General features: G+C 49.5%; 20 protein-coding genes. 8 read left to right on the forward strand and 12 right to left on the reverse strand.

The genetic code is table 11. From position 1 onward, the window contains the following. Positions 1–54: 54 nt before the first annotated feature. Positions 55–1,986: a methyl-accepting chemotaxis protein gene (locus tag FBY13_RS13370; RefSeq protein ID WP_145394388.1), complete on the reverse strand. Its 1,932-nt coding sequence runs from the start codon at positions 1,984–1,986 to the stop codon at positions 55–57. 159 nt (positions 1,987–2,145) lie between these two features. Between FBY13_RS13370 and FBY13_RS13375 the strand changes: the two genes are divergently transcribed. Continuing rightward, positions 2,146–2,484 (forward strand): cupin domain-containing protein, encoded by a 339-nt coding sequence (locus tag FBY13_RS13375; RefSeq protein ID WP_145394389.1) that lies wholly within the window; start codon positions 2,146–2,148, stop codon positions 2,482–2,484. Positions 2,485–2,823: 339 nt separating this feature from the next. On the opposite strand, the gene FBY13_RS13380 is transcribed toward FBY13_RS13375, so the two are convergent. The 4 genes from FBY13_RS13380 to fhuE all read right to left on the reverse strand — a co-directional run bounded on the left by FBY13_RS13380 (position 2,824) and on the right by fhuE (position 7,070). Further along, entirely contained in the window at positions 2,824–3,150 is a 327-nt protein-coding gene (locus FBY13_RS13380) for a YebG family protein (RefSeq protein WP_063876952.1), read from the reverse strand. A gap of 137 nt (positions 3,151–3,287) precedes the next feature. Then, positions 3,288–4,082: an SIR2 family protein gene (locus FBY13_RS13385; protein ID WP_063876953.1), complete on the reverse strand. Its 795-nt coding sequence runs from the start codon at positions 4,080–4,082 to the stop codon at positions 3,288–3,290. Further along, a complete protein-coding gene (locus FBY13_RS13390; protein WP_063876954.1) occupies positions 4,079–4,639 on the reverse strand; it encodes a non-canonical purine NTP pyrophosphatase in 561 nt (186 codons plus the stop codon). The genes FBY13_RS13385 and FBY13_RS13390 overlap by 4 nt, the downstream gene beginning before the upstream one ends. 217 nt (positions 4,640–4,856) lie before the next feature. Further along, entirely contained in the window at positions 4,857–7,070 is a 2,214-nt protein-coding gene (gene fhuE / locus FBY13_RS13395; RefSeq protein WP_145394390.1) for a ferric-rhodotorulic acid/ferric-coprogen receptor FhuE, read from the reverse strand. A 1,178-nt stretch (positions 7,071–8,248) separates the two neighbouring features. On the opposite strand from fhuE, the gene FBY13_RS13400 reads away from it, so the two are divergent. Further along, positions 8,249–8,644, forward strand: coding sequence for an H-NS family nucleoid-associated regulatory protein (locus FBY13_RS13400; protein ID WP_063876956.1), 396 nt, complete (start codon positions 8,249–8,251; stop codon positions 8,642–8,644). 59 nt (positions 8,645–8,703) lie between these two features. On the opposite strand, the gene FBY13_RS13405 is transcribed toward FBY13_RS13400, so the two are convergent. From FBY13_RS13405 to FBY13_RS13415, 3 genes are all read right to left on the reverse strand, one after another. After that, complete coding sequence (locus FBY13_RS13405) at positions 8,704–9,753, reverse strand: site-specific integrase (protein WP_186440819.1); 1,050 nt, start codon at positions 9,751–9,753, stop codon at positions 8,704–8,706. Between the two features lie 497 nt (positions 9,754–10,250). Next, the gene (locus FBY13_RS13410; protein ID WP_063876958.1) at positions 10,251–10,547 is read right to left on the reverse strand and encodes a hypothetical protein; all 297 of its coding nucleotides are present in this window, start codon (positions 10,545–10,547) and stop codon (positions 10,251–10,253) included. 116 nt (positions 10,548–10,663) lie between these two features. Further along, positions 10,664–11,014, reverse strand: coding sequence for a hypothetical protein (locus FBY13_RS13415; protein ID WP_082875119.1), 351 nt, complete (start codon positions 11,012–11,014; stop codon positions 10,664–10,666). A gap of 486 nt (positions 11,015–11,500) precedes the next feature. On the opposite strand from FBY13_RS13415, the gene FBY13_RS13420 reads away from it, so the two are divergent. Together FBY13_RS13420 and map are read left to right on the forward strand one after the other, a co-directional pair. Then, positions 11,501–11,743: a ParD-like family protein gene (locus tag FBY13_RS13420; protein ID WP_096011636.1), complete on the forward strand. Its 243-nt coding sequence runs from the start codon at positions 11,501–11,503 to the stop codon at positions 11,741–11,743. Next, positions 11,743–12,528 carry a type I methionyl aminopeptidase gene (gene map, locus FBY13_RS13425; RefSeq protein ID WP_145394392.1) on the forward strand — a complete coding sequence of 262 codons (786 nt, stop codon included), beginning with the start codon at positions 11,743–11,745 and terminating at the stop codon, positions 12,526–12,528. The genes FBY13_RS13420 and map overlap by 1 nt, the downstream gene beginning before the upstream one ends. Before the next feature lie 112 nt (positions 12,529–12,640). On the opposite strand, the gene FBY13_RS13430 is transcribed toward map, so the two are convergent. Together FBY13_RS13430 and FBY13_RS13435 are read right to left on the reverse strand one after the other, a co-directional pair. Further along, on the reverse strand, positions 12,641–13,699 hold the full coding sequence (locus FBY13_RS13430; RefSeq protein ID WP_145394393.1) for a diguanylate cyclase: 1,059 nt from the start codon (positions 13,697–13,699) through the stop codon (positions 12,641–12,643). 204 nt (positions 13,700–13,903) lie between these two features. Continuing rightward, entirely contained in the window at positions 13,904–14,215 is a 312-nt protein-coding gene (locus FBY13_RS13435) for a hypothetical protein (RefSeq protein WP_096011639.1), read from the reverse strand. 170 nt (positions 14,216–14,385) lie between these two features. Here FBY13_RS13435 and FBY13_RS13440 point away from each other — a divergent pair, with 170 nt between their 5' ends. Further along, positions 14,386–15,072, forward strand: coding sequence for a hypothetical protein (locus FBY13_RS13440; RefSeq protein ID WP_109717685.1), 687 nt, complete (start codon positions 14,386–14,388; stop codon positions 15,070–15,072). A gap of 290 nt (positions 15,073–15,362) precedes the next feature. Here FBY13_RS13440 and FBY13_RS13445 read toward each other — a convergent pair whose 3' ends face one another. Then, a complete protein-coding gene (locus tag FBY13_RS13445) occupies positions 15,363–16,184 on the reverse strand; it encodes a Cof-type HAD-IIB family hydrolase (RefSeq protein WP_063876965.1) in 822 nt (273 codons plus the stop codon). A gap of 228 nt (positions 16,185–16,412) precedes the next feature. Between FBY13_RS13445 and FBY13_RS13450 the strand changes: the two genes are divergently transcribed. Next, positions 16,413–17,675, forward strand: coding sequence for a DUF1479 domain-containing protein (locus FBY13_RS13450; RefSeq protein WP_145394394.1), 1,263 nt, complete (start codon positions 16,413–16,415; stop codon positions 17,673–17,675). A gap of 49 nt (positions 17,676–17,724) precedes the next feature. After that, positions 17,725–18,546, forward strand: coding sequence for a DNA-binding transcriptional regulator YciT (locus FBY13_RS13455; RefSeq protein ID WP_145394395.1), 822 nt, complete (start codon positions 17,725–17,727; stop codon positions 18,544–18,546). On the opposite strand, the gene FBY13_RS13460 is transcribed toward FBY13_RS13455, so the two are convergent. Next, a complete protein-coding gene (locus FBY13_RS13460; RefSeq protein WP_145394396.1) occupies positions 18,490–19,497 on the reverse strand; it encodes a LacI family DNA-binding transcriptional regulator in 1,008 nt (335 codons plus the stop codon). The two genes, FBY13_RS13455 and FBY13_RS13460, sit on opposite strands and share 57 nt — an antisense overlap. 312 nt (positions 19,498–19,809) lie before the next feature. Here FBY13_RS13460 and ascF point away from each other — a divergent pair, with 312 nt between their 5' ends. Continuing rightward, the gene (gene ascF / locus FBY13_RS13465) at positions 19,810–21,258 is read left to right on the forward strand and encodes a PTS cellobiose/arbutin/salicin transporter subunit IIBC (protein ID WP_145394397.1); all 1,449 of its coding nucleotides are present in this window, start codon (positions 19,810–19,812) and stop codon (positions 21,256–21,258) included. The last annotated feature ends 7 nt before the right edge of the window (positions 21,259–21,265 follow it).

Raw genomic sequence — 21,265 nt, forward strand, 5'->3', positions numbered from 1 at the left:
TAAAAAAACAACCCGCAGCGCGCGGGTTGTTTTTATTTTCTGTTTTGCCAGCTATCAACGGAACTGTTCTACCGTTTGCGCCAGCTGTTGGGCCTGGTCTTCAAGTGAACTGGCTGCCGCAGACATCTGCTGTACCAGCGCGGCGTTCTGCTGTGTCGTGCCGTCCATCTCGTTAACCGCGATAGTGACCTGACCGATACCGCGCGCCTGTTCATCTGAGGCCGACACAATCTCATCAATAATACTTTGCACAGAAGAGACAGCCTTCGTCATCTCGTGCATCGTTTTCCCCGCCTCGTTGACCAGTTTCACACCGCTTTGTACGCGAACGCTGGATTCTTCAATAAGGGCCGCGATATCTTTAACCGCGCTCGCACTGCGTTGCGCAAGATTACGAACCTCCGAGGCAACGACAGCAAATCCACGGCCCTGCTCGCCGGCACGCGCTGCCTCAACCGCCGCGTTGAGCGCAAGGATGTTAGTCTGGAAGGCAATACTGTTGATCATGGTCGTAATATCACCAATCTTCTTCGAACTGTCATCGATCTGCGACATGGTTTGCACCACTTGCCCTACCAGCGTTTCACCCCGGCTGGCGATAGACGTAGCATTTTCAGTCAAATTGGTGGCTTGCTGCGCATTGTCGGCGTTCAGCCGAACCGTTGCACTGATTTGTTCCATGCTGGCCGCGGTTTCTTCCAGGGCTGCCGCCTGTTGTTCGGTGCGTGATGCCAGATCGAGGTTACCACTGGCTATCTCGCTTGCACCTTCCCGTACTGATGCGCTGGCATCTTTAATCTGGCCCACAATAGATTGCAGCTGACGTTGCATCGTATGCAGAGCATAAAACAGGCTGGCATTGTCGCCGGGTGCCACCGTGATGGCGTTACTCAGCTTACCGTCCGCAACGGCCAGCGCGATTCTGGCCGCTTCGGCTGGCTCACCGCCGAGCGGGCGCATCACTTTGCGATTGAACAATAACCCCAGGACAGCCCCAACCAGCAGAATGCTCACCAGCATCAGTCCGATGGCCCAGTAGCGTTGCCGATTCGCCGCCGCCATCACCTGACTAACCGGTGCCACAATGCCGACGTACCAGGGCTTATCGCTGTTACCCACCGTTACCGGGTACCAGGTGTACATGGCCTTCTCACCCAGCAACGGATCGTCATGCTCCACGATCTGTTGAGTGAAATTGTCTTTCTCACCTTTCCAGGCTTTACCAGCCTCATCTTTATCTGGTAAGGAAACCACTTTACCGCTATTGGAAAGCAGTAACGCATAACCAGTACCCTGCCACGGCTTAATCTGATTCACTTTCTTTTGTAACGAGGCCAGGGATATATCGGAGGTAACGACCGCATAGAGTTTGCCCTGATCGACAATGGGCGAGGCCACCGAGGTCAACAACGTCGGCACGCCGTTATAGGCATAACTGTAGGGCTCAATCAGCGTGTCTTTCTTTGTCTGCTGCGGCACCAGATAATAATCGCCCTGGCCCGGCGTCAAAAAAGAAAGTAACGGATGCATAGAATAATTACCGGACTGATCGCGGTCGACAAACCAGGCATATCGCCCCTGAGGCGCCTGCCCTTTCTGAGTGGCAAAATCTGCGTCCCGACCATCAAAAGCATTGGGTTCAAAAATAACGGACATGGAGAGATAGTCAGGGTTGGCCCTGAGTGTATATTCCATAATTTTGTCGGCAATTTTACGATCGTTAACGCCCGCTTTCGGTAATGCGATAAGGCTTTGCCCTAAGCTGTGCGCCATATTAAGGGCATAACTCAGCTCTTGCTGAATTTGCAGTCCACGACTTTGCGCAATCTGCTGCAGATATTTTTCCGCCAGCGTTTTTTGTTCTTTCGCCGACTGCCAGCTCAGAACACCAATAGTAACGGTAAATCCAAGCGTGATGGTTAAGCCGCCCGCCAGCAGCATCTGCGTGCGGGTACTCATCGTTTTTTTTACGGGTTGAGTGGTCATACTGATTCCCCTGGAATATACCGGCTAAATTGACCACCCTGTCAGATACAATCTGTCGTGTCCCTGGAAGAACTATCGGCGTGTCATAAATGAACTTTAATAAGATTGATGCATACCCGCGCCGGATCACATAGCCCGTCGAACGTAACGTGAGGAAATATGATTTCAAAAGACAATGCGGAACATTATGTGTGGGGAAATAACTGTGATGGCTGGCATTTTGTGAAAAGCCAGGATCTGAGCATTATTTATGAGCATATGCCGCCCGCCACCTCTGAAACACGGCACGTTCACAGCCGCGCCCGTCAGTTCTTTTTTATCCTTGAGGGTCAGCTGACGATGGAAATTGAGGGCGTTGTACATCGCCTTCAGGCTCAGCAGGGGATTGAAATTCCGCCGGGAGCCCGTCACCAGGCGCGAAACGACAGCAGTGACAGCGTCACTTTTTTAGTCATCTCCCAGCCTACCACGCGGGGGGATCGCACAGATTTAACCTGAGTTACTGACGGGAAATGCGCATCAATCCATTACTAACATCGATAGTATTGATGTGAAACAATACCGCGTCAGGAATAATATGTCAGTTTACGTCACCCCTTTGACAGGACATACCTGAACCGGAAATTGACTATGCTTAACAAACCAGGCAAGTTTCATGGCTATGCGCTTTGCCTGACGTGCATTGCCAGATATCTTCATCACTATGCTTTTGCCGTGACGCACTTGATACGCTAATGACTGACATACAACACATTTTTGCGGAAGTGAGTTACGAATGATATCAGAACGCGAGAGACGTAAAGCGGTACGCTGGAAGCTGACTTCCAGCGTAAAGGATCAGGCGGCTTTAACGGCACGCACCTTTTTGTCGTTTTGAGCAGGAGAATCAGCATCCGCGACATCCGTTGCACTGTCGACCGTTACGGACTCGGGTAACTTACTGGTGCGAAGGATATGTTGCACCGCCTCTTTTTGTTCTGCCAGCAACAAGCCTAATGATTCAGCCTGCGATTCGTCCATATCAGCCTGATGCGTCAACAGCCAGTCAGTGAAGGCTTCCGCCATATCCAGCATCTTGTCGTAGGCATCAGCCTCTTTTTTGTTGGCAAATGTCATCTTCTCTTCACCTTTTCTGACCACTACAAATTTTGTTTCGACAGCCATAGTTTTTGCCCTCAGGTACTGTGTATTTATACAGTCTATCACAGTAGTCCACGTTTTCCAGAGAAGAATAAACACTACCGCTAAGACGGAGGTCGTCCGCCGTTTTTACCGCGCACCGGTTGAACTGGTCTCGGTTATCAAGCCAGTAGCTCTTCCATAAAGTCAGCCAGGGCTTTGCGGGGATCGTCCTCTTCTGACACGATCATTTCGATGCCCCACTGACCCAAGACCTCTTTTGCCACCGGGTTATTGCGATTAGTAAAGAGGTAGGACTTAGGGCGCGCGGTGGCCAGCCCGGTGCGTCCCCACATTTTCGTCAGGCGATAAAACAACAGACGAATATTAAAATCACTGATGCTGTAACCCACAAATAATACGGAATTGCCCATCACATCATGCGTCAGCTTGATATCCAGTGGCGAATCAAAGTAGAGGCGCTCAAAATAGCTACTTTCATCTAAAACAATGGAGGTATCGTCGTCGAAATCACCATGAAGTTTGATGATATGGCGCTTATCTTCCGTTAATGAGACCAAATCAGCCGCGTTAGCCACTTTAAAATAGGGTACGCCGTGCGCCTCATGCGCCGCCTCTAACCACCGGTCATAGTTGGTGGTATAAATACGGGAGAAATTGCCCTGAGTAATCATGGTATGAATTTCAGAGCTACGGACATCGATATCCGGCCGATGCCATTCGCGGTCCATCCAACTTCTTAACGGGCCAAGCGATCCTTTTTTCTGCTTGTAGTACTCCGCCAGAGAGAGATGCGTCCCATAGGTATTAAAAATCTTGGGATCGTAACCCAGCTCGTTAGCCAGATGGGCGATGAGTTCATGCCATTCCGGCAGGCCGAGATTGCGGGAAAGGCCCGCACCGGCAAACAGTATCAGCTTACCGGAATCATAAGCCCGTTTTAGTTCAGGTTTCATGCCACGCCTCGTGCGGTTTTCAGGAAGGACGCGAAGCGGTCCAGCGCAATGCGACGGTTTGAAATTTCGTTTTTCTTGTCGCCCATCTCAGCAAAGGTTTGGTCGTAACCTTCGGGGATAAAGACGCAATCCCACTGAAATCCCCGGGGACCCGCAGGCTTTGGCGCTATCGTCCCACGCAATTCACCGTAAAACTGATACATTTTGCGCCCATCACAATAGCCAAGTACCGTTTTGGCCGTGACGCCCTGGCTGTCCAGCCCGTTAACCAGGGAGGCAAAACGGTCGGCATCCAGTCGGTTCCAGAAAATACGCGTCAGACCGGCTGGCAGGCCATTCAGACCATCCAGATAAAGCCCGGTATGCTCGACGAAAAGAGGACGTCCTATAATAGAAAAAGCTTTGGTCAGCTTATCGCGGACTAAATCCAGCTCGTTCTCCGTTTGAATTTCTTCTATGCGACGTGCGATCGGTAATACTTCTACGCCCACTGGCTCCAGTATTCCGCGAACCTCTGCCAGTTTTTGTTCATTGGCCGAAAGGAATCTGATTTTCATACTTCTTCCAGGTTAATTAGTTTGCCTAAAACAGCACCATGATAGCGGCAGAACACAGGGTTAACGCTGGTCAGTGTAGCGCAAATCCGGGGCTTTCTGACGTGAAGATTGCATCAAAACGTGATGGATCATGGATTTGCAGTTGGCAGAGGCGAGCAAAACACCGATTGCTGAAAGCGCCTCGCATGAGGCGCGTATTGAAGAGGCTGTAGACTGTTCAGAAGCGATAGCTGGCGGTGACAGACACGTTGCGAGGTTCGCCGTAAACGATGTCTCCCGCAACGTTGGTGTCATAGGTTTTATCAAAAAGGTTATTGATGTTGCCCTGGACAGCAAAATTTTTAGTGACCTGATAGCGGCTGAACACATTCACTAAGGCATAACTCCCCTGCTCTGCGCGCCATGTCCCCTTGCCTTCGGGTGCGGAGTTATCACTCCAGACATGGGTTTGCCATTTCACACCGCCGCCTACCGTCAGGTCAGGCAGCATGGATAAACGGTAGCTTGTAAAGAGGCTCAACTGCGTTCGTGGCAGATCGGGCTTTAACGCCGTGCCCTCTCGCTGTTCTGCAATATAACGGGTTCCACCCAATGTCATTTGCCAGTTATCGGTTATTGCGCCATTAATTTCAAACTCGACCCCGCGGCTGACCGTGCCATTCTTACCTTCATAAGCTGACTCAGTGGTACCCGGAATAATACGCCCCGTTGTTTGTGCGACATTATCCAGCTCGGCTCGAAACACCGATAGCGACGTCGTTAAACGGCTGTCAAACCAGTCAGATTTGACGCCCGCTTCATAATTTTTACCCATAACCGGAGCCAGATAGGCGCCTGAGATATCGCGATAGGATTGTGGCTGAAACACAGAGGTGTAGCTGGCGTACGTTGACCAGTTCTCATCAATGTCATAAATCAAACCGGCATAAGGCGTGATATTATTTTTTTCCATATCGTTGGTCAGGGTGTTTTTGCTCCAACGGGTATAACGCGCGCCCAGTATCAGATTTAGCGGATCGGCGACTGAAATACGTGTCGCAAGGTAACCTGAAGTTTGGCGGGTAATATCCTGTTGGGATAGCGTACGTGGCTCCCAGTCCGTTTCCGGGAACTGACCATCAAAGAGGTTGAAGTCACCTAATTCCGCTGAGGAGATATTGGCAAAGGTACCGTAATAGGTGTTTTTCTGCCTGCTGTAGCTGACACCCAGCATTAATTCGTGGTTACGTCCGAAGAGTTGATAAGGGCCACTGGCAAAAGTGTCGACGGCATCGACTTTACGTTTTGCCGAATTATATCCCGTGCCGCCTACGACCGGATAATCCGCATAAGGCGAAACGCCTGCGCCGGTATTTTTGTCGAAATAGCCAGCGATATACATCATTTTACTGTTAAGCGTGGACTGGTCGTGCGTTCCGTTTAAAGTCCATTGCCAGCCGCTGTCAAAGGTGTGTTTCAGCCTGGCAAAGAGCTTTCTGCTCTCTTTATCGTTATAAGTCCAGCCAGGCGCGGTATTAAAGCCGCGACGGAAATCAGTTTTTGTACCATCGGTATACCAGCGAGGCAGTCCGCCCCACATTGGGCTGTCAGTATTGAGTTGCTGAAATTCATAGCCCACAGAGACGGTGGTGGCATTATTCAGGTCCGCATCGATCACGCCATAGATAAATTTCTTTTCCGCGCCATACCGCTCAACAAAACTGTTATTGTCCTGGTAACCGGCAATCACTCTGCCCCGCACATTGCCTGACGCTGTCAGCGGTGACTGTACGTCCATGACGTAACGCTGCTTATTCCTGCTGCCGAAACTGGAAGACACCTCTCCCTCTGGCTGACGGCTGTCAGCATGTTTACGCACCATATTAACGGCCGCTGAAGGATTGCCTGCCCCGGTCAATAACCCGTTTGCGCCCCTGACCACTTCAATATGTTCGTACAGTGCGCTATCGGTTTGTGCATCGCCCAGATTCCAGCGTTCTTCAAATACGGTGGGAATACCGTCAATCAGATAATTGTCGATTAAAAACCCGCGAGAATAATAGGTCTTGCGATCCATATCCGCGGTGCTGGTCTGAATGGCTGTCGTATTATCCAGAACGTCATTCAGTGACTGGAGCTGTTGGTCCTTCATCCGCTGCTCACTGATAATGCTGACGGATTGGGGGATATCACGTACCGTCGAAAGCAATTTATTGCCCGCCCGGGTTACCGGAACGCTGTAATCCGATGCTGTGTTTTCGACGACAGGGGGTTCAGCAGCCGTGACGATGAGTGTTTGGTTATTCACTGCCGAAACAGGCGCTGTCGTTGCAAACACGTTGTGTGACACGATCCCAGTAATTAACGTCGTCAAAAGTGAATAGCGAGAGGGAACCAGAGGGAAAATCGACTGCAGGCGATCCCGTTGAACATGAAGTGTACTCAAAAGCATTGTAAACGCCTCGTTTTCGTTTTTTATTTGCCACTGCAGCGAATCAGTCCCCAAAAACTGCCGCACAGCCTGAGCATAATGAATAAGGTCAAAAGCCATCAAACACAAAAGCAAATGAGAAATATACGCATTTAGATTATCATTGCAAGTTATTGTTAATATTTATAAGTAATGATTCCAGAAAAGCTGAAAGGAGTACGGCATTGATAACGCGGGAGTTTTGCTGAAAGATGAGGTGTAGGGTCACCAGACAAAGGCCACAACAACACAGGCGTTTTTAAAAGGCTGGTAATTTATTGTACGGCGAGTGATGTCATCTTATGAATAAAATGATTGCCGGGTTCCACTCCTGTTTTGATTTCAATCCCCCGTAGAATGCCTGGGTAAATGCCAGGAAAAATCCCATCGGGTTTCCGCTGCGATATAGATATAACGTTATCTAAAGCGGTTATTAGTGATTGAATTTTTATTCTGTCTTAACCTTATTGGCGCTTCGCTTATGATTTAGCTCGCCATACTTATGGCTGTGATACAGTGTGATTAACTGTCAGGCCAGCATAAGACATCATGTATGTCACGTTTGACGCCTCTGTTAGGCACAAAAAATGTATTGATATTGGGTTCCGGCTGGATGAGACTTTTATACCTCGTTCAAAAAAAAGCCGCGATAAAAGAGCCAATGGGCTAAGCAAATTTGAAGCACATTCCAACATGAATATCAGGGTTTACTTATGACAAATGTCACTGTCAGCGACAGGCATTTTGGTGCATTCTGACGATGCGAATGTTTTTCTATTAAATGGCAGATATTATTCACTATACGTTATCATTTTTCTGCGGCGCCGATGAAACCCGTTATCTTAAGGGATCTGCACTACTATTGGCAGAGGCAAGATAGCTTTAGGTTATGATTTAATTGATTTTTCTATTTATAAATAAAGTTTATAATACGTCTTGCGCAGAAGATGCTCACTCCTGAGCATGGCTGTGCTGCCTAAATAGGGTTTATAACATCAATGTTTTTTTAATACGTTATGTCTGTTTGCGCCTCAAAGAAGTGGTAATAATCCTAACAGTAACAAATTTGTACATTTCAGACTGAAGAGATATTTCCTTCCTGGAATATTTTTCGTAGAATGACCCTGTTTAAATATTCGCTGTAATTTAAGGATTAATCAATGGATGCGCTCAAAGCATTAAATAACCTTCGTATTTTACGCGCACAAGCCCGGGAAATTGAGCTTGATGTGTTAAATGAGATGCTCGAAAAGCTTTCTGTCGTTGTCGCTGAACGCCGTGAAGAAGAAGAAGCCGAGCAAGCCCTGCAGCGTGAAAAAGCAGACAAGCTGGCTAAGTATAAAGAAATGCTGATGAATGACGGCATTGATATTTCTGAGCTGGTGGATTTGCCAACAGAAACGAAAACAAAAGCTAAACGTGCACCACGTCCGGCTAAATACCAATATACCGATGAAAACGGTGAAACTAAATCATGGACAGGTCAGGGTCGTACACCATCGCCAATTAAAAAGGCGCTGGATGCAGGCGGTTCTCTTGATGACTTCCTGATCTGATAAAAAAAGCGGTGTTGATAACAACACCGCTTTTTATTGGAAACCGTATCAATCATGCTTTACGGGCTCATAGCCATAACAGATGAGCCGTCTAATTTTAGCGGTTCGCCCTCAAAACGATGACGTAAACAATGGTAATCATCACTGTTTATAATTAATTCTAACGATGCCGAATAGTTGTCCAGCGCAGCCCGCATTTGCACAAGATAGTCGTGAGTATCGTAAACCCGGTCTATCCCTTCTAACGCATGATTCATAATTTTTCTTGCCACGTCGTTGGGCGTATCCAGCGCAGATAATTTCGAACGTGCCGTTCGACGTAAATCTCGTGGCGTAAAGTGTTCCAGCCCCAACCCACGCGGTGCGCGCAGCATACGGCGCAAAGCCTGATTTAATGCGCCTTTAGACAGCGGTTGCATCACATCGCGCGGTGCCGGCACCAGCCAGGGCGAAGCGGGATCGCTGGCATTCAGTAATGATTCGATGCACAGCCGCATTAATGCCGAGACGGGTAAAGTATGTTCGCGATGAGACTTATTACGCGTTCCCTGTTTCCAGAGCCCTGACTGCAAATTGAATTCTGACTTGCGTGCCTGGACGATTTCATCAGGACGTCGCGCACTGACCAGGCAAAGGCGCAGTGCCCACCGTGCCTGCTCAGAAAGCGCCCAGTTGTCCAGACCATGCCAGAACACCCAGATCTCCGCATCCGACAACTGCCGGCTTCGCGGCGGCGCAGCGCGACCGGCAATATCGCGTTTCTTCATTGACGCAACGGGAGAATGTTCAAGATAACCCTGCATTTCAGCCCAGGCTAAAAACTGTTTCGTCAAAGCAAAGACCCGGCGCGCCTCTTCTTTTTTACCCTCTGAAATCAGTATGTTATACAAACGATTTAGCCGCAGCCGCGTCAGATCTTTTAACGGCAGCGCACCGATATTCGGCAATACATGTCTGAGCAGGGAGGACACCGCAATTTCGGGACGACGACGCGTCACAAGTAATGACAGTTTTACCCACACTTTCATAACCTGCTCAACCGTACCTTCATCACCAAAGTTATCTACCTCAGATAATGAAGCACTTCTGACCTGATCAAGCCACGCCATGACGTGATGCCCGACATGGGGCGAAACGGTTTTTGTGCGGATTTCTGTCACTGCCCTTCCCTGATGATAAAGCTGAAACGCGGATTCTACTCTTCAGATGATTGTGACTCCAGACCTATTAAGTCTGGAGTCACAATAACGCCGCTACGCGGATTCTGATAAAAAAGCAGGGGATATTTGCGCTGCTGATATAAGCCCTGAATGGCAACAGCGGATCAACGCTGACAAGATAGAAGGAAACGAAAAAATGCCCGTTAAATACTGAACGACAGGAAGTTAACATACGCACATACCACGCCTGTTAGATGCGCAGACGTCATCATCACCGCGTTTTATGATGACCCGTTCTTAAATGCGGTTTTTGCATTCTCAGTTATGACGCTGAGTGCCAAACTGAGGAGACGCTGGCGAGTCTCGCGCTCTGTTTGACCTGAACAGCAATGCTCAACGGTAAATGTCGTTTAAACAACAAAGCGAACCGATAATCCAGGACGCCATCAGGCACCATGACTTTTACGCCACTCCTCCACCATTTCCCGGGACACGTCTTTTTTATAACAGAGGGGAGAATAGCCGCCCGGCTTGCTCCATGCGCTACGCTTGCCACAACTGCTACCGTTGCGCGCTGAATTAAACGGGCACGCGCAAACACCGGGATAGGACGCGATTGAATCCTCAATAATCAGCTGACGAATTTGGTCATCCGTCTGCCGGAGAGCCTTTGCGACAGAACTCTCGGCCCACAGTAAACTCATCACCATAAGGCATGAGGTAAAAATGAAATGTTTTTTCATCACATCCCTCCTGAATTAAGAGGGATAGCGTAAATCAATATGTGAATCCGCAATCGTTCGAACAAAGTAAAAATTCATGCTTCTGTCAGGCTGCTTGATATCTCCCTAAAAGGACGTCAACTTTTACTAAATGTGTAGTTAAACACTCTGCCATTTTTTGTCTGCACTGTGAGCGTTTCACCTGCAGAGGTATCCAGCGCTCTGGCTTTGCTGTATTTCCACATCAGTAACTGCTGCCCATTGGGGTAAGGTGTTTCCGTATCAGGCGGGCCAAACATCGCGATCAGTTCCGCACGAGTTGTCTGACCTGGCCTGATATTCTGAACGGTGGCTGTATCAAAATTATGTCCCACTGAGTTAGAGCATGCTGTTAACGCGAACATCAGGCCTGTGATGAAGAATGCTCTCATAACGTTGTTCCCGGTAATTACGAAGTAAGAAGTGGATAAGCGTGACCGTTTCATCATGCCGTTTTATGCGGTTCAGGCACCTTCGTGCCCGTCATTAAAATATCATCATCTGCCTTTAAACATCTCACCTATCGTAATCATCCTGACTAATCTGAACCGCTTCTTTTTTAACTGATGTGCCGAATGAAGGCGGATTCTCAGGAGTCGGCCCATTGCTGAAAAGACGGTTACCGTTATCCAGCACTGACCTGGCCGAATCAGACAGTATGGCCAGCGGTGATAAAAAATTTAGCCTTCACGGATAACCTTTGTACCGCCGACATAATGCACTCAGCGTCTCTGTTGCCGATTTTCAGATGTAGAGTATGGTTCAGGATCTGCCAGAGGGCTTAAAAATCGCAATCTGGAAAACGGGCCTGACACAGGTGCGCTGGCGGATGAATGTTACTGAAACGTTCGGACCCGCTGTGATTTTTTTCTTTAACTCTCCCTTCATAACGCGTAGCCTGTATACAAAACGTATATATTCCATATAGGCTTCGCATGGGCATTGTCAAAATATCCGATCTGATGCATGAAAACCTGCGCCTCGCCAGCCAGGCGATGAGCCGCTCGATCAACGCTCAGGCTGAGCACTGGTTAAAACTCGGTATGTTGGCCGAGCTGTATCCTCAACTGACACAACATGAGCTGGCTCAAACGTTGATCCGTATCGAAATGAACGGCGGCGCGGATATTCGCCAGGTGCTACATAACGCCGATTTGACCTCACAAGGAGAAGTGTAATGGGGACCGTTAAGATCCATTCCGCAGAAGAAATTGAAAAAGCACGCGCTGCCGGACATGCTGCAGCCCAGGTCCTGGCAATGATTACCCCGCATGTGCGCCCGGGAATCACGACTGAACAACTGGACGATATCTGTCACGATTTTATCGTAAATGAACTTAAGGTTACGCCAGCCAACATCGGCTATCACGGTTACACGCGCACAACCTGCACCTCTGTGAATCATGTGGTATGCCACGGTATCCCTGCTGCCAAGAAATTAAAAGACGGCGATATTGTGAATATCGACGTAGCCGTTATTAAAGATGGCTGGTACGGCGATACGAGCCGAATGTATTTTGTTGGCACACCGTCCGTACGCGCCAAACGCCTGGTCGATATTACTTATCAGTCCCTGGTCGCGGGCATTAAAACGGTGAAGCCCGGCGCAACCCTGGGTGATATTGGTGCCGCCATTCAGCGCCTTGCTGAAAACGCCGGCTTTTCGGTGGTGCGGGAATATTGTGGTCATGGCGTGGGCGAGATTTATCATACTAATCCACAGGTTCTTCATTATGGTACCCCAGGCGAAGGGATGCCGTTGAAGGCAGGGATGATTTTCACCATCGAGCCCATGATCAACGCAGGCAAAGCCGGCACCAGCGTCCTCTCTGATGGCTGGACGGTAGTCACGAAAGACCGATCGCTTTCAGCCCAGTGGGAGCATACGGTGGCGGTGACTGAAACAGGATTTGATTTGCTTACGCCCTGGCCTGAAGGCACTGGCGACTATCCTGCAATCTGATAGCAAAAGCCGCCTTGAGATAAGGCGGCGTTAATTTCCGGCTGATTACAGTATCGGTAAGCTGATGTTAAACCAGTAAAAAAGCGCCCGTGCTACACCGCTTCATGTAACCTCAGGCCTGCCATAATTTCAGATCATTACGCCCCGATCGCTTAACCTCATACAGGGCTTCATCAGCGCGTCGCAGCCATTCATGTATAGAGCTGGCTTTTTCCGCACAGGCAATACCAATGCTGACTGAACATCTGAACTTTGCAGAAGCAGGCAAGCGCAATTGCGCAATGTTTCGTTGAATGGTTTCGGCCAGCCTGACGATGTTAACGTCATTTGAGTCACGTACGATCACGCCCAGTTCATCGCCACCAAAGCGCGCCGGGATATCTTTCATGCCTACGCTGTCACGCAGCAACCCGGAAATTTCAGCCAATAGAAAATCCCCTGCTTCATGACCAAAGGTATCGTTGACGTTCTTGAAATGGTCGACATCAATAAGTATCAGGTATGCCTTGCTGTCTCCACGCCGGGTGCGCAGGAATTCACTTTCAAGCCGCCGTTCAAACAGGCGTCGGTTAGGGATTTGCAAACTGGGGTCCATCAAGGCGATCCTTTCCAGCTCCCGGTTCTTCTGGCGCAGATTAAACGTCAGATTATGGGATACCACGCTTAGCGCCAACAGATAAAACGTGGCCAGCGGTATCGTAAGCCATGCCGAACGGATGCTAAATTCCATCAAAACCGGCGCGCCCTCTATTGTCCATACCATGATAAAGGCAAAGAGAAACGCCTGCAGTGCAGAGAGAAGTTGTGGCCAGCCTCCGGCGGCATAACGGTCAGAGACCAGTACCGCCATAATGACAAAGGATGGCATCGGGCTCACGGCCATGAGTGCTACCCAAATACCGCCGAAGGCGGCATCGAGCGTTAAATTGGTTCGCTCTCTGGCGGTTGAATCACGTGATGTAATGGCAAGGCAATATGCCAGGCAGGGCCAGATAATAACGTTACTAATCAGTAAGACCAAAATGGCGGGTTTTTTGCCCAGCTCCATCAAAACGGATGCAATCGGTAAAGCGCATAAAATTGTACCCAGTTGGCGCATGGCGAACATGCGACGGACAAATCGCGTGGATCGCATCTTAAGATGATGATCTTCGGGGGAGTAATAAGTCATTCGCAAGCGTAATTGACGGTATATTCAGCGCAGTTTATCCATAAAAAATGTAAACCGCATAAATTTTTAAGCGTTTTACCGCTTTATTTATTATTGTTTTTACTCTGTTCAATGCTGATTTTGTACAGGCAGTTTAGTGAGAGTGGCATAAGCCCAACGATAAACAGAATTATATCGTCAGGCGTCAGCATCATTATTCTGTCGTTATCTTCTGCGGCCTTTTGCGACTGAAGCAGACCAGTTAAAGTCGCTAACTTCACTCGCGGCCATTGATGAAGGTTTCTTTTTCCTGACCGGTTTTTTGCTCTCTTTTTCTGCTTTTAACTTTTCATTAAGCAGTTTATCGGCCATCACCTGCTGGCGGGCTTCAGTGTTAAGCTCTTTTTCTTTTTTGCTGTCAGGCTCTTTGCCGGTGCGTTGACGGTGCTTTTCCATCAGATTTTGAAGGGCTTCGTTAACGGCAAGTCGCTCTTCATCACTGAACTGATCGATGGAAATCATCTTCTTGTCATTCATAATCGCTTTCCTCGTGGTAAGTTCACTAGCAGTGTACATCATGCGGCTGTCGTAAAACGCATTACCTGATACTTAACTGACTCAGCCTGAAGATTTTTAACGTGTGAAGCTTGTATCATTTCCTCTCAGGCAGACTAAAATAAGCGGAAATTTTACTGAGAATCCACGTAATGAATATTCCCCTGCACAGTGACCACAAGCCCTTTATCGAAGCCCTGCTGGATGAAAAGGTTGACGCGATTGAAATGCACTCGCCCCAGGCTGAACATATCGAACGCGCTTTCACCGTTGCGCTTCAGCAAAAGAACCGCGAAGCCGAGGCAGACTGGAAACGCACGATAACCTTTTTAGCGTTGTTCGTGTTCCTTTATGCCGCGCTGGGTGCCTCGTTGACGCTGGACCTGAGCCCAGCCGGGGCGAGCCATAAAAGTATTGAGTATGCGCTGGAAGCCGTTCCAGTCCTGATTGCGTTTTCAGGCTTTTTTATCTCCGTCCTGTATCTGTTTATTGTACGCACGGGTTCACGACAACGTCGTAACTGGCAAAAAACCATCCTGATTTTAGAAAGATACACGACTGGAAACCTGTTTAAACTGACGCATCAGCAAGGCGCCGGCACCAGTAACTACTCGCTCTCGTCCATCATGCTAGCCCTGTCGATGTTCATTTGTCTCACCTGGTTGATTATCTATAACTATCTGACCTTCACCACCAGCGGCGTATTTGGCAGCGTGATTTCCCTGTTTATCAGCACGATGGTTTATGTGATTCTGGATATTCAGCTGCTGAAGCCCTGGCGATCGGATGCTGAAACGCAACCGTCAGGCACCGAAGAAGAGAAGAAAGCCGACAAATAATCCCCATCAGCCCGGTGTAAGCCGGGCTGTGGATCGCTATTCTGCAAGACCTGAAAACCACGCGGATGCTGACTCTGGGGTTTAACTAGTGTCATTTACATTATGTTGTAACTATAAGCGGCAACTTTTACGATGCTTTGGTACACCCACGACGCTGGCACCTTACGCTGCCAGCGTCGTGAAAAGCTAATCATCCACCTTTAATAACATCATTGATGTGACACTGTCACACCTATCTGATATACGACCTTTGCCTTTATGGGCACAGCACAAATCCCGGCGTTAAGGCGTTATTCAAAGGGAAACTCGCGCGCCAGAATCCGGGCAATTACATTTAGCGCCCCTTCATCCTGATTGCTTTCAGTTTTAAAACGCGCCACGGCGGATACCGGCTCTACGGCATTGGCCATCGCAAAACTGAAACAGGCCTGACGCAGCATTTCAATATCGTTCGCGCTGTCGCCAATCGCCACCACCTCACAATCGCTGATGCCCCATTTTTGTTGCAGCAAAGCAATGCCATGTGCTTTATGACAACCAGGAATAATCAGGTCGATAAAACCATAGCCACTCGATACGGGATGCATAATATGATCGATCTCGCCGAGTTTGTTATGCAAACGATCCATCAGGCTTTCAATGCCTTCGTGCGCCAGATTAAGCGAAAATTTAAAAATGGTGTCGTCAATATCATAAAGATTATCGCGCTTTTCGAGCCGATAATAATGGTTATTGAGCATCTGAATAACGCTTTCAGGCATGGAAGAATGAACATAAGCGCCCTTACGTCCACAGACGACCGTGCTGATATCCGGCTCTTTTGCCAGTATCTCCAACACGCGGTGCACGCTTTCCCTGGCCAGCTCACCACAAAAAATTTCCTGGTCGCCCTCTGACACCCACGCGCCATTTTCGGCGACAAAGGCGATTTCATTTTTGATGTCAGGAAAGTAGCGCTGTAGCTGATAATATTGATTGCCACTGGCGACAACAAAGCGAATGCCTTTTTGTTTTAGCAGGGCGTACTGGCGTGAAAAGCGCTGAACGTTGTACTGCTTATTTTCGTCCAGAAAAGTCCCATCCATATCAACTGCAATCATCCTTACTGCCATTGTCGTTCCCCCCTTGTCTCCCGGCCTGAATAGGCTGACTGTTGCTTCAAGCTTACTCGCTGCAGGGATTAATGAGAATTCCAATCATTAAATATCCTTCTGTTAGCTCACATTGTGCGCCAGTCGCGATTTTACCCATCAGCAATCTGTTAAACATAAGTTCATCTTTCGAATGTAATGAAAAAAATCTTCATCTGAAATATAAACTATCTGTTAAGGGCCACAATTATGACTGTGAAGCTTCAACACACACCGTTACCCCACGATATTCCAGCAGCGATCCGTCAGTTTAAGCAGCAGGTGCGTCAGCAGATCGGCGATGTTGAAGGCTTATTCAGTGAGGTTTGCAATAAAATCGAGCAGGCCATAAGCCACGCCAAAGCGGAAGAACAACAGAGCGGCAGTGCCTGGCCGGTGATTTCACCCGAACAGATTACAGATGGCACGCTGACCCCTGAGACACGAGAAAGAATAAAACGTCGTGGCTGTGTGGTCGTAAAGCAGCATTTTCCTCGAGAACAGGCGCTGGCATGGGATGCCGCCATGTTGCGTTATCTGGATGAAAATCAGTTCGATGCACAGTATCGCGGTCCAGGGGACAATTTTTTTGGAAGTCTGGAAGCCTCCCGGCCTGAAATTTATCCGATTTACTGGTCTCAGGCGCAAATGGAGGCGCGCCAGAGTCATGAAATGGCACAGGTGCAGTCGTTTCTAAATCGCCTGTGGCGATTCGAATCCGAAGGTCAGCAATGGTTCGATCCGGATGTGAATCTTATCTATCCGGACCGAATTCGCCGACGTCCGCCGGGAACAACGTCGAAAGGGTTGGGGGCGCATACGGATTCCGGTGCGCTTGAACGCTGGTTGTTGCCCGCGTATCAACGCGTCTTTCGCTCGCTTTTTGACGGCAATATTGAGCGTTACGACCCATGGAATGCAGCCCATCGTAGCGAAGTGAACGAGTTTGATGTTCCCGATACCACAAAATGCTCGGCTTTCCGCACGTTTCAGGGATGGACTGCGCTCTCCGATATGATGCCCGGTCATGGCTTACTGCACGTGGTTCCCGTGCCGGAAGCCATCGCCTATGTCCTGCTTCGACCGTTATTATCGGATGTGGCTGACGATGAATTGTGTGGCGTTGAGCCGGGGCGCGTGCTTGCAGTAAATGAAAAATGGCACCCACATTTGATAAAGGGATTATGCTCGGTACCGGCTATAACGGCGGGCGACTCCGTTTGGTGGCACTGTGACCTCATTCACGCCGTCGCACCGGTTGAAAACCAGCAGGGCTGGGGCAATGTTATGTATATTCCCGCTGCGCCCATGTGTGATAAAAACCGGGCCTACGCGCACCTTGTCGCGCGCGCACTTGAGCAAGGCCATTCCCCTGCTGATTTTCCTCCTGAGCACTACGAAGCTGGCTGGAAAAATCGCTTTACCCTCGCCGATCTTAATCTCAACGGAAAACGGGGACTGGGTTTAGCCTGAAGCCCGTATCGCTTAACGTCAGCTTAATCCATGGATGCAGAGAACCACGATGAATACGCGTCAGCAACAAATTATCGAACTGGTTAATTCACGTGGCAGCATCGCCGTCAGCGAGCTGGCTCAGCTTGTCGGTGTTTCAGAGGTCACGGTACGTCAGGATCTCAACCAACTGGTGCAGCAGCGGGTTCTGCGTCGGGTTCATGGCGCGGCCCAGGCGCTGGACAGCGACGATGTTGGCACGCGCATGAACACCCGTTATGGTATTAAGCTGGCTCTCGCCCGCTATGCCGCTGATCTGATCAACGATGGCGAGTCTGTACTGATTGAAGGCGGCAGCACCAATGCCCTGCTGGCACGCATACTGGCCAGCCGCAAAAGCCTGACGTTAATCACGGTGAGCCACTATATCGGTCACCTGCTTAAAGATGCGGCTTGTGACGTGATTATTCTGGGTGGCATGTTGCAAAAGAGCAGCGAATCCATAACCGGCCCGTTAACCCGCTACTGTATTCAGCAGATTCACTTTCACAAAGCCTTTGTTGGCGCAGATGGCTGGCATCCGGAAACCGGCTTTACCGGTCGCGATATGCAGAGATGTGATGTGGTTGACGCCGTGCTGGCGAAAGGCGCAGACAGTTATGTTCTGACCGACAGATCTAAATTCGGGCAAATACATCCTTATCCCTTGTCGTCCGGTTACCAGCCTGCCCATGTTATTACAGAGGATGGGCTTTCCCCGGACGTGGTGGCCCGGCTTTCTGAGCAAGGTATCGCGCTGATGCAGGTCGGGATCGCCGCCTTGCAGGCAGAGACGTCAGGGGGCAACGGTGATGGAGTCGCGCAGGACAAGGCTACCCTTAAAAGGCGTTAACGTCGTTAACTCGCCGCCATCCAGCATCGAAACCAGCCGGTTAATGGTCTCGTTAATCATATCGGTTACGGGAAATTTCACGCTGGAAAGCGCAGGAATAATGTAGGGCGCCAGCGGGATATCGTCAAAGCCAATCACGGAGACTGTTCCTGGCACAGCGATATTATTTTCCGTCAGCTGTTTGATGGCCCCAATAGCCATTTCGTCATTGCTGGCAACGATGGCACTGAAGGATTGTCCCCTTGCGAGCAAGGTTTTCACCGCCAGCATGCCGCTTTGCGCGGTCCACTTTCCGTGCACAATAAGCTGCTGATTGATGGCGATTCCCTGCTCGCGTAGCGCAGTTTGATAGCCCGAAAGCCGTTCCTGACTGGTAGGTGAATCCAGTGATCCCGTAATAAACGCGATATTACGATGGCCCTGCTCCATCAGATAACGGACGGCCATCTGGCTGGCCATGTGCTGATCGCTATAAACGCAGAAGCTGTCATTGATACGCAGGCGACGATTAATGACCATGACAGGTTGCTTGTGCCGCGAGATCATCGCGTCCAGCTCGTCAATGCTGAGAAAGCGCGGATAGATAATGATGCCATCGCAACGCAGGTCGAGCAGAAACTGGATAGCCGCGCGCTCCTGTTCCGCGGTGTGTTTACCATCGGCCAGGATCAATTGACGATTTTGCTGCTCCATAATTCTGGCAGAGTGCGACATCAGCTCACTAAAAATGTTACCGCTGTAAAGTGTGTTGGTGACCACCAGCCCAATGGTTTGGCTACTTTTATTCGCCAGGTTGCGTGCCAGCAGATTTGGCCGATAGCCTGTCTCCGCAATGGCCTGTAATACGCGATCTCGTTTCTCCTGCCCCACATAACCATTGCCCGACAACACTCGCGATACTGTCGCTTTTGAGACGCCGGCGCGTTTTGCTACTTCAGATATTGTTGTCATGTTCTCGCTGCCCGTGTCCTCAGAGTAAATGCAGTCTACCTAAGCCTTTCATTATTTGAAATATTTGCCCTTAGCCCGGCATGGCGCTCTTTTCCACTTCAAGTGATTGCCATCACAAAAATAACAGATGGTCATTTTACGCTCTTGTTTAAACAGTAAAACATCTTCATGATTTTGTGAAACCGGTTTCCTATTTAGCTGCCCCTTCGGTCAGATACAACCTGAGTCAGGCTGACTGAAGGCGTATAACAATAAAGCGGCGGCTCCAGCGGAAACCCGAGCGCATTTTCCTCTACCCTACGAGATAAAATCATGCCAGGAAATTATGCAGAGATTTCACAGGCTATCGTTAATAAGCTGGGCGGCCTGAACAATATCAGTGCCGTCACGCATTGTATGACTCGCCTGCGTTTTGTGGTGAAAGACGATAGCCTGGTTGACCTTGCCGGATTAAAAACCCTCAATGGCATTATGGGCGTTGTGCATACCGATACACAGTTGCAGGTGATTATTGGCAATGATGTGTCGAAAGCTTATGAGGCAGTTTTGGCATTGGGCGATCCGCAGTCAGACGGTACTGCGCCCAGGAAACGGCGACTCACGCTAAAAAGCGTGGGGGCCGGTATTCTGGATGCGCTGGTCGGCACCATGTCACCGCTGATTCCCGCCATTATCGGCGGTTCAATGGTCAAGCTGTTGGCCATGATCCTGGATATGGCCGGTGTGTTTGAGAAAGGCTCATCGACTCTGGTCATATTGAACGTGATTGGAGATGGTGCTTTCTTCTTTTTGCCCATTATGGTGGCTGCGTCAGCGGCGCTTAAATTCAAGACGAACATGTCACTGGCGATAGCCATCGCTGGCGTCCTGGTGCATCCCAACTTTATTGACCTGATGGCTAAAGCGGCGCAGGGACAACCCGTCGAGTTTGCTTTTATCCCGGTAACGGCGGTGAAATATACCTATACGGTAATACCGGCGCTGGTGATGACGTGGATTTTGTCTCACATTGAACGTGGTGTGGACCGTATTACGCCTGCGGTAACAAAAAACTTTCTGAAGCCGATGTTGATTGTGCTGATCGCCGCACCGATTGCGATTGTCTTGATTGGCCCGATTGGTATCTGGATCGGCAGTGGAATCTCCGCCGTGGTTTACACCATTCACGGTTATTTGGGCTGGCTTTCGGTTGCGATTATGGGCGCGCTCTGGCCCTTGCTGGTGATGACCGGCATGCATCGGGTTTTCACACCCACTATTATCCAGACCATTGCTGAAACCGGTAAAGAGGGCATGGTTATGCCTTCGGAAATTGGCGCTAATCTGTCCCTTGGCGGCTCTTCACTCGCCGTCGCCTATAAAACGAAAAACCCGGAATTACGTCAAACCGCGCTGGCAGCAGCAGCCTCTGCCATTGTGGCCGGCATTTCTGAACCGGCCCTTTACGGTGTCGCTGTGCGTTTAAAACGCCCTTTGATTGCCAGTATGATCAGTGGGTTTATTTGTGGTGCCGTCGCCGGCATAGGCGGTTTGGCCAGCCATTCGATGGCATCACCCGGATTGTTTACCAGCGTTCAGTTTTTTGATCCAGCCAACCCGATGTCCATTGTTTGGGTTGTCGCGGTGATGGTGCTCTCTGTGGTGCTGTCATTTATTCTTACCCTGATTCTGGGCTTTGACGATATTCCTGAAACCGCCAGCCTGGCAGCATCACAACCTAAGGTTTCACCTGAAAAAGCAAAAGCGGCTAACGCTAGCTGATCATTAA

This window comes from Pantoea sp. SJZ147 (genome assembly GCF_007828605.1).
GTDB classification, from domain to species: domain Bacteria; phylum Pseudomonadota; class Gammaproteobacteria; order Enterobacterales; family Enterobacteriaceae; genus Pantoea; species Pantoea allii.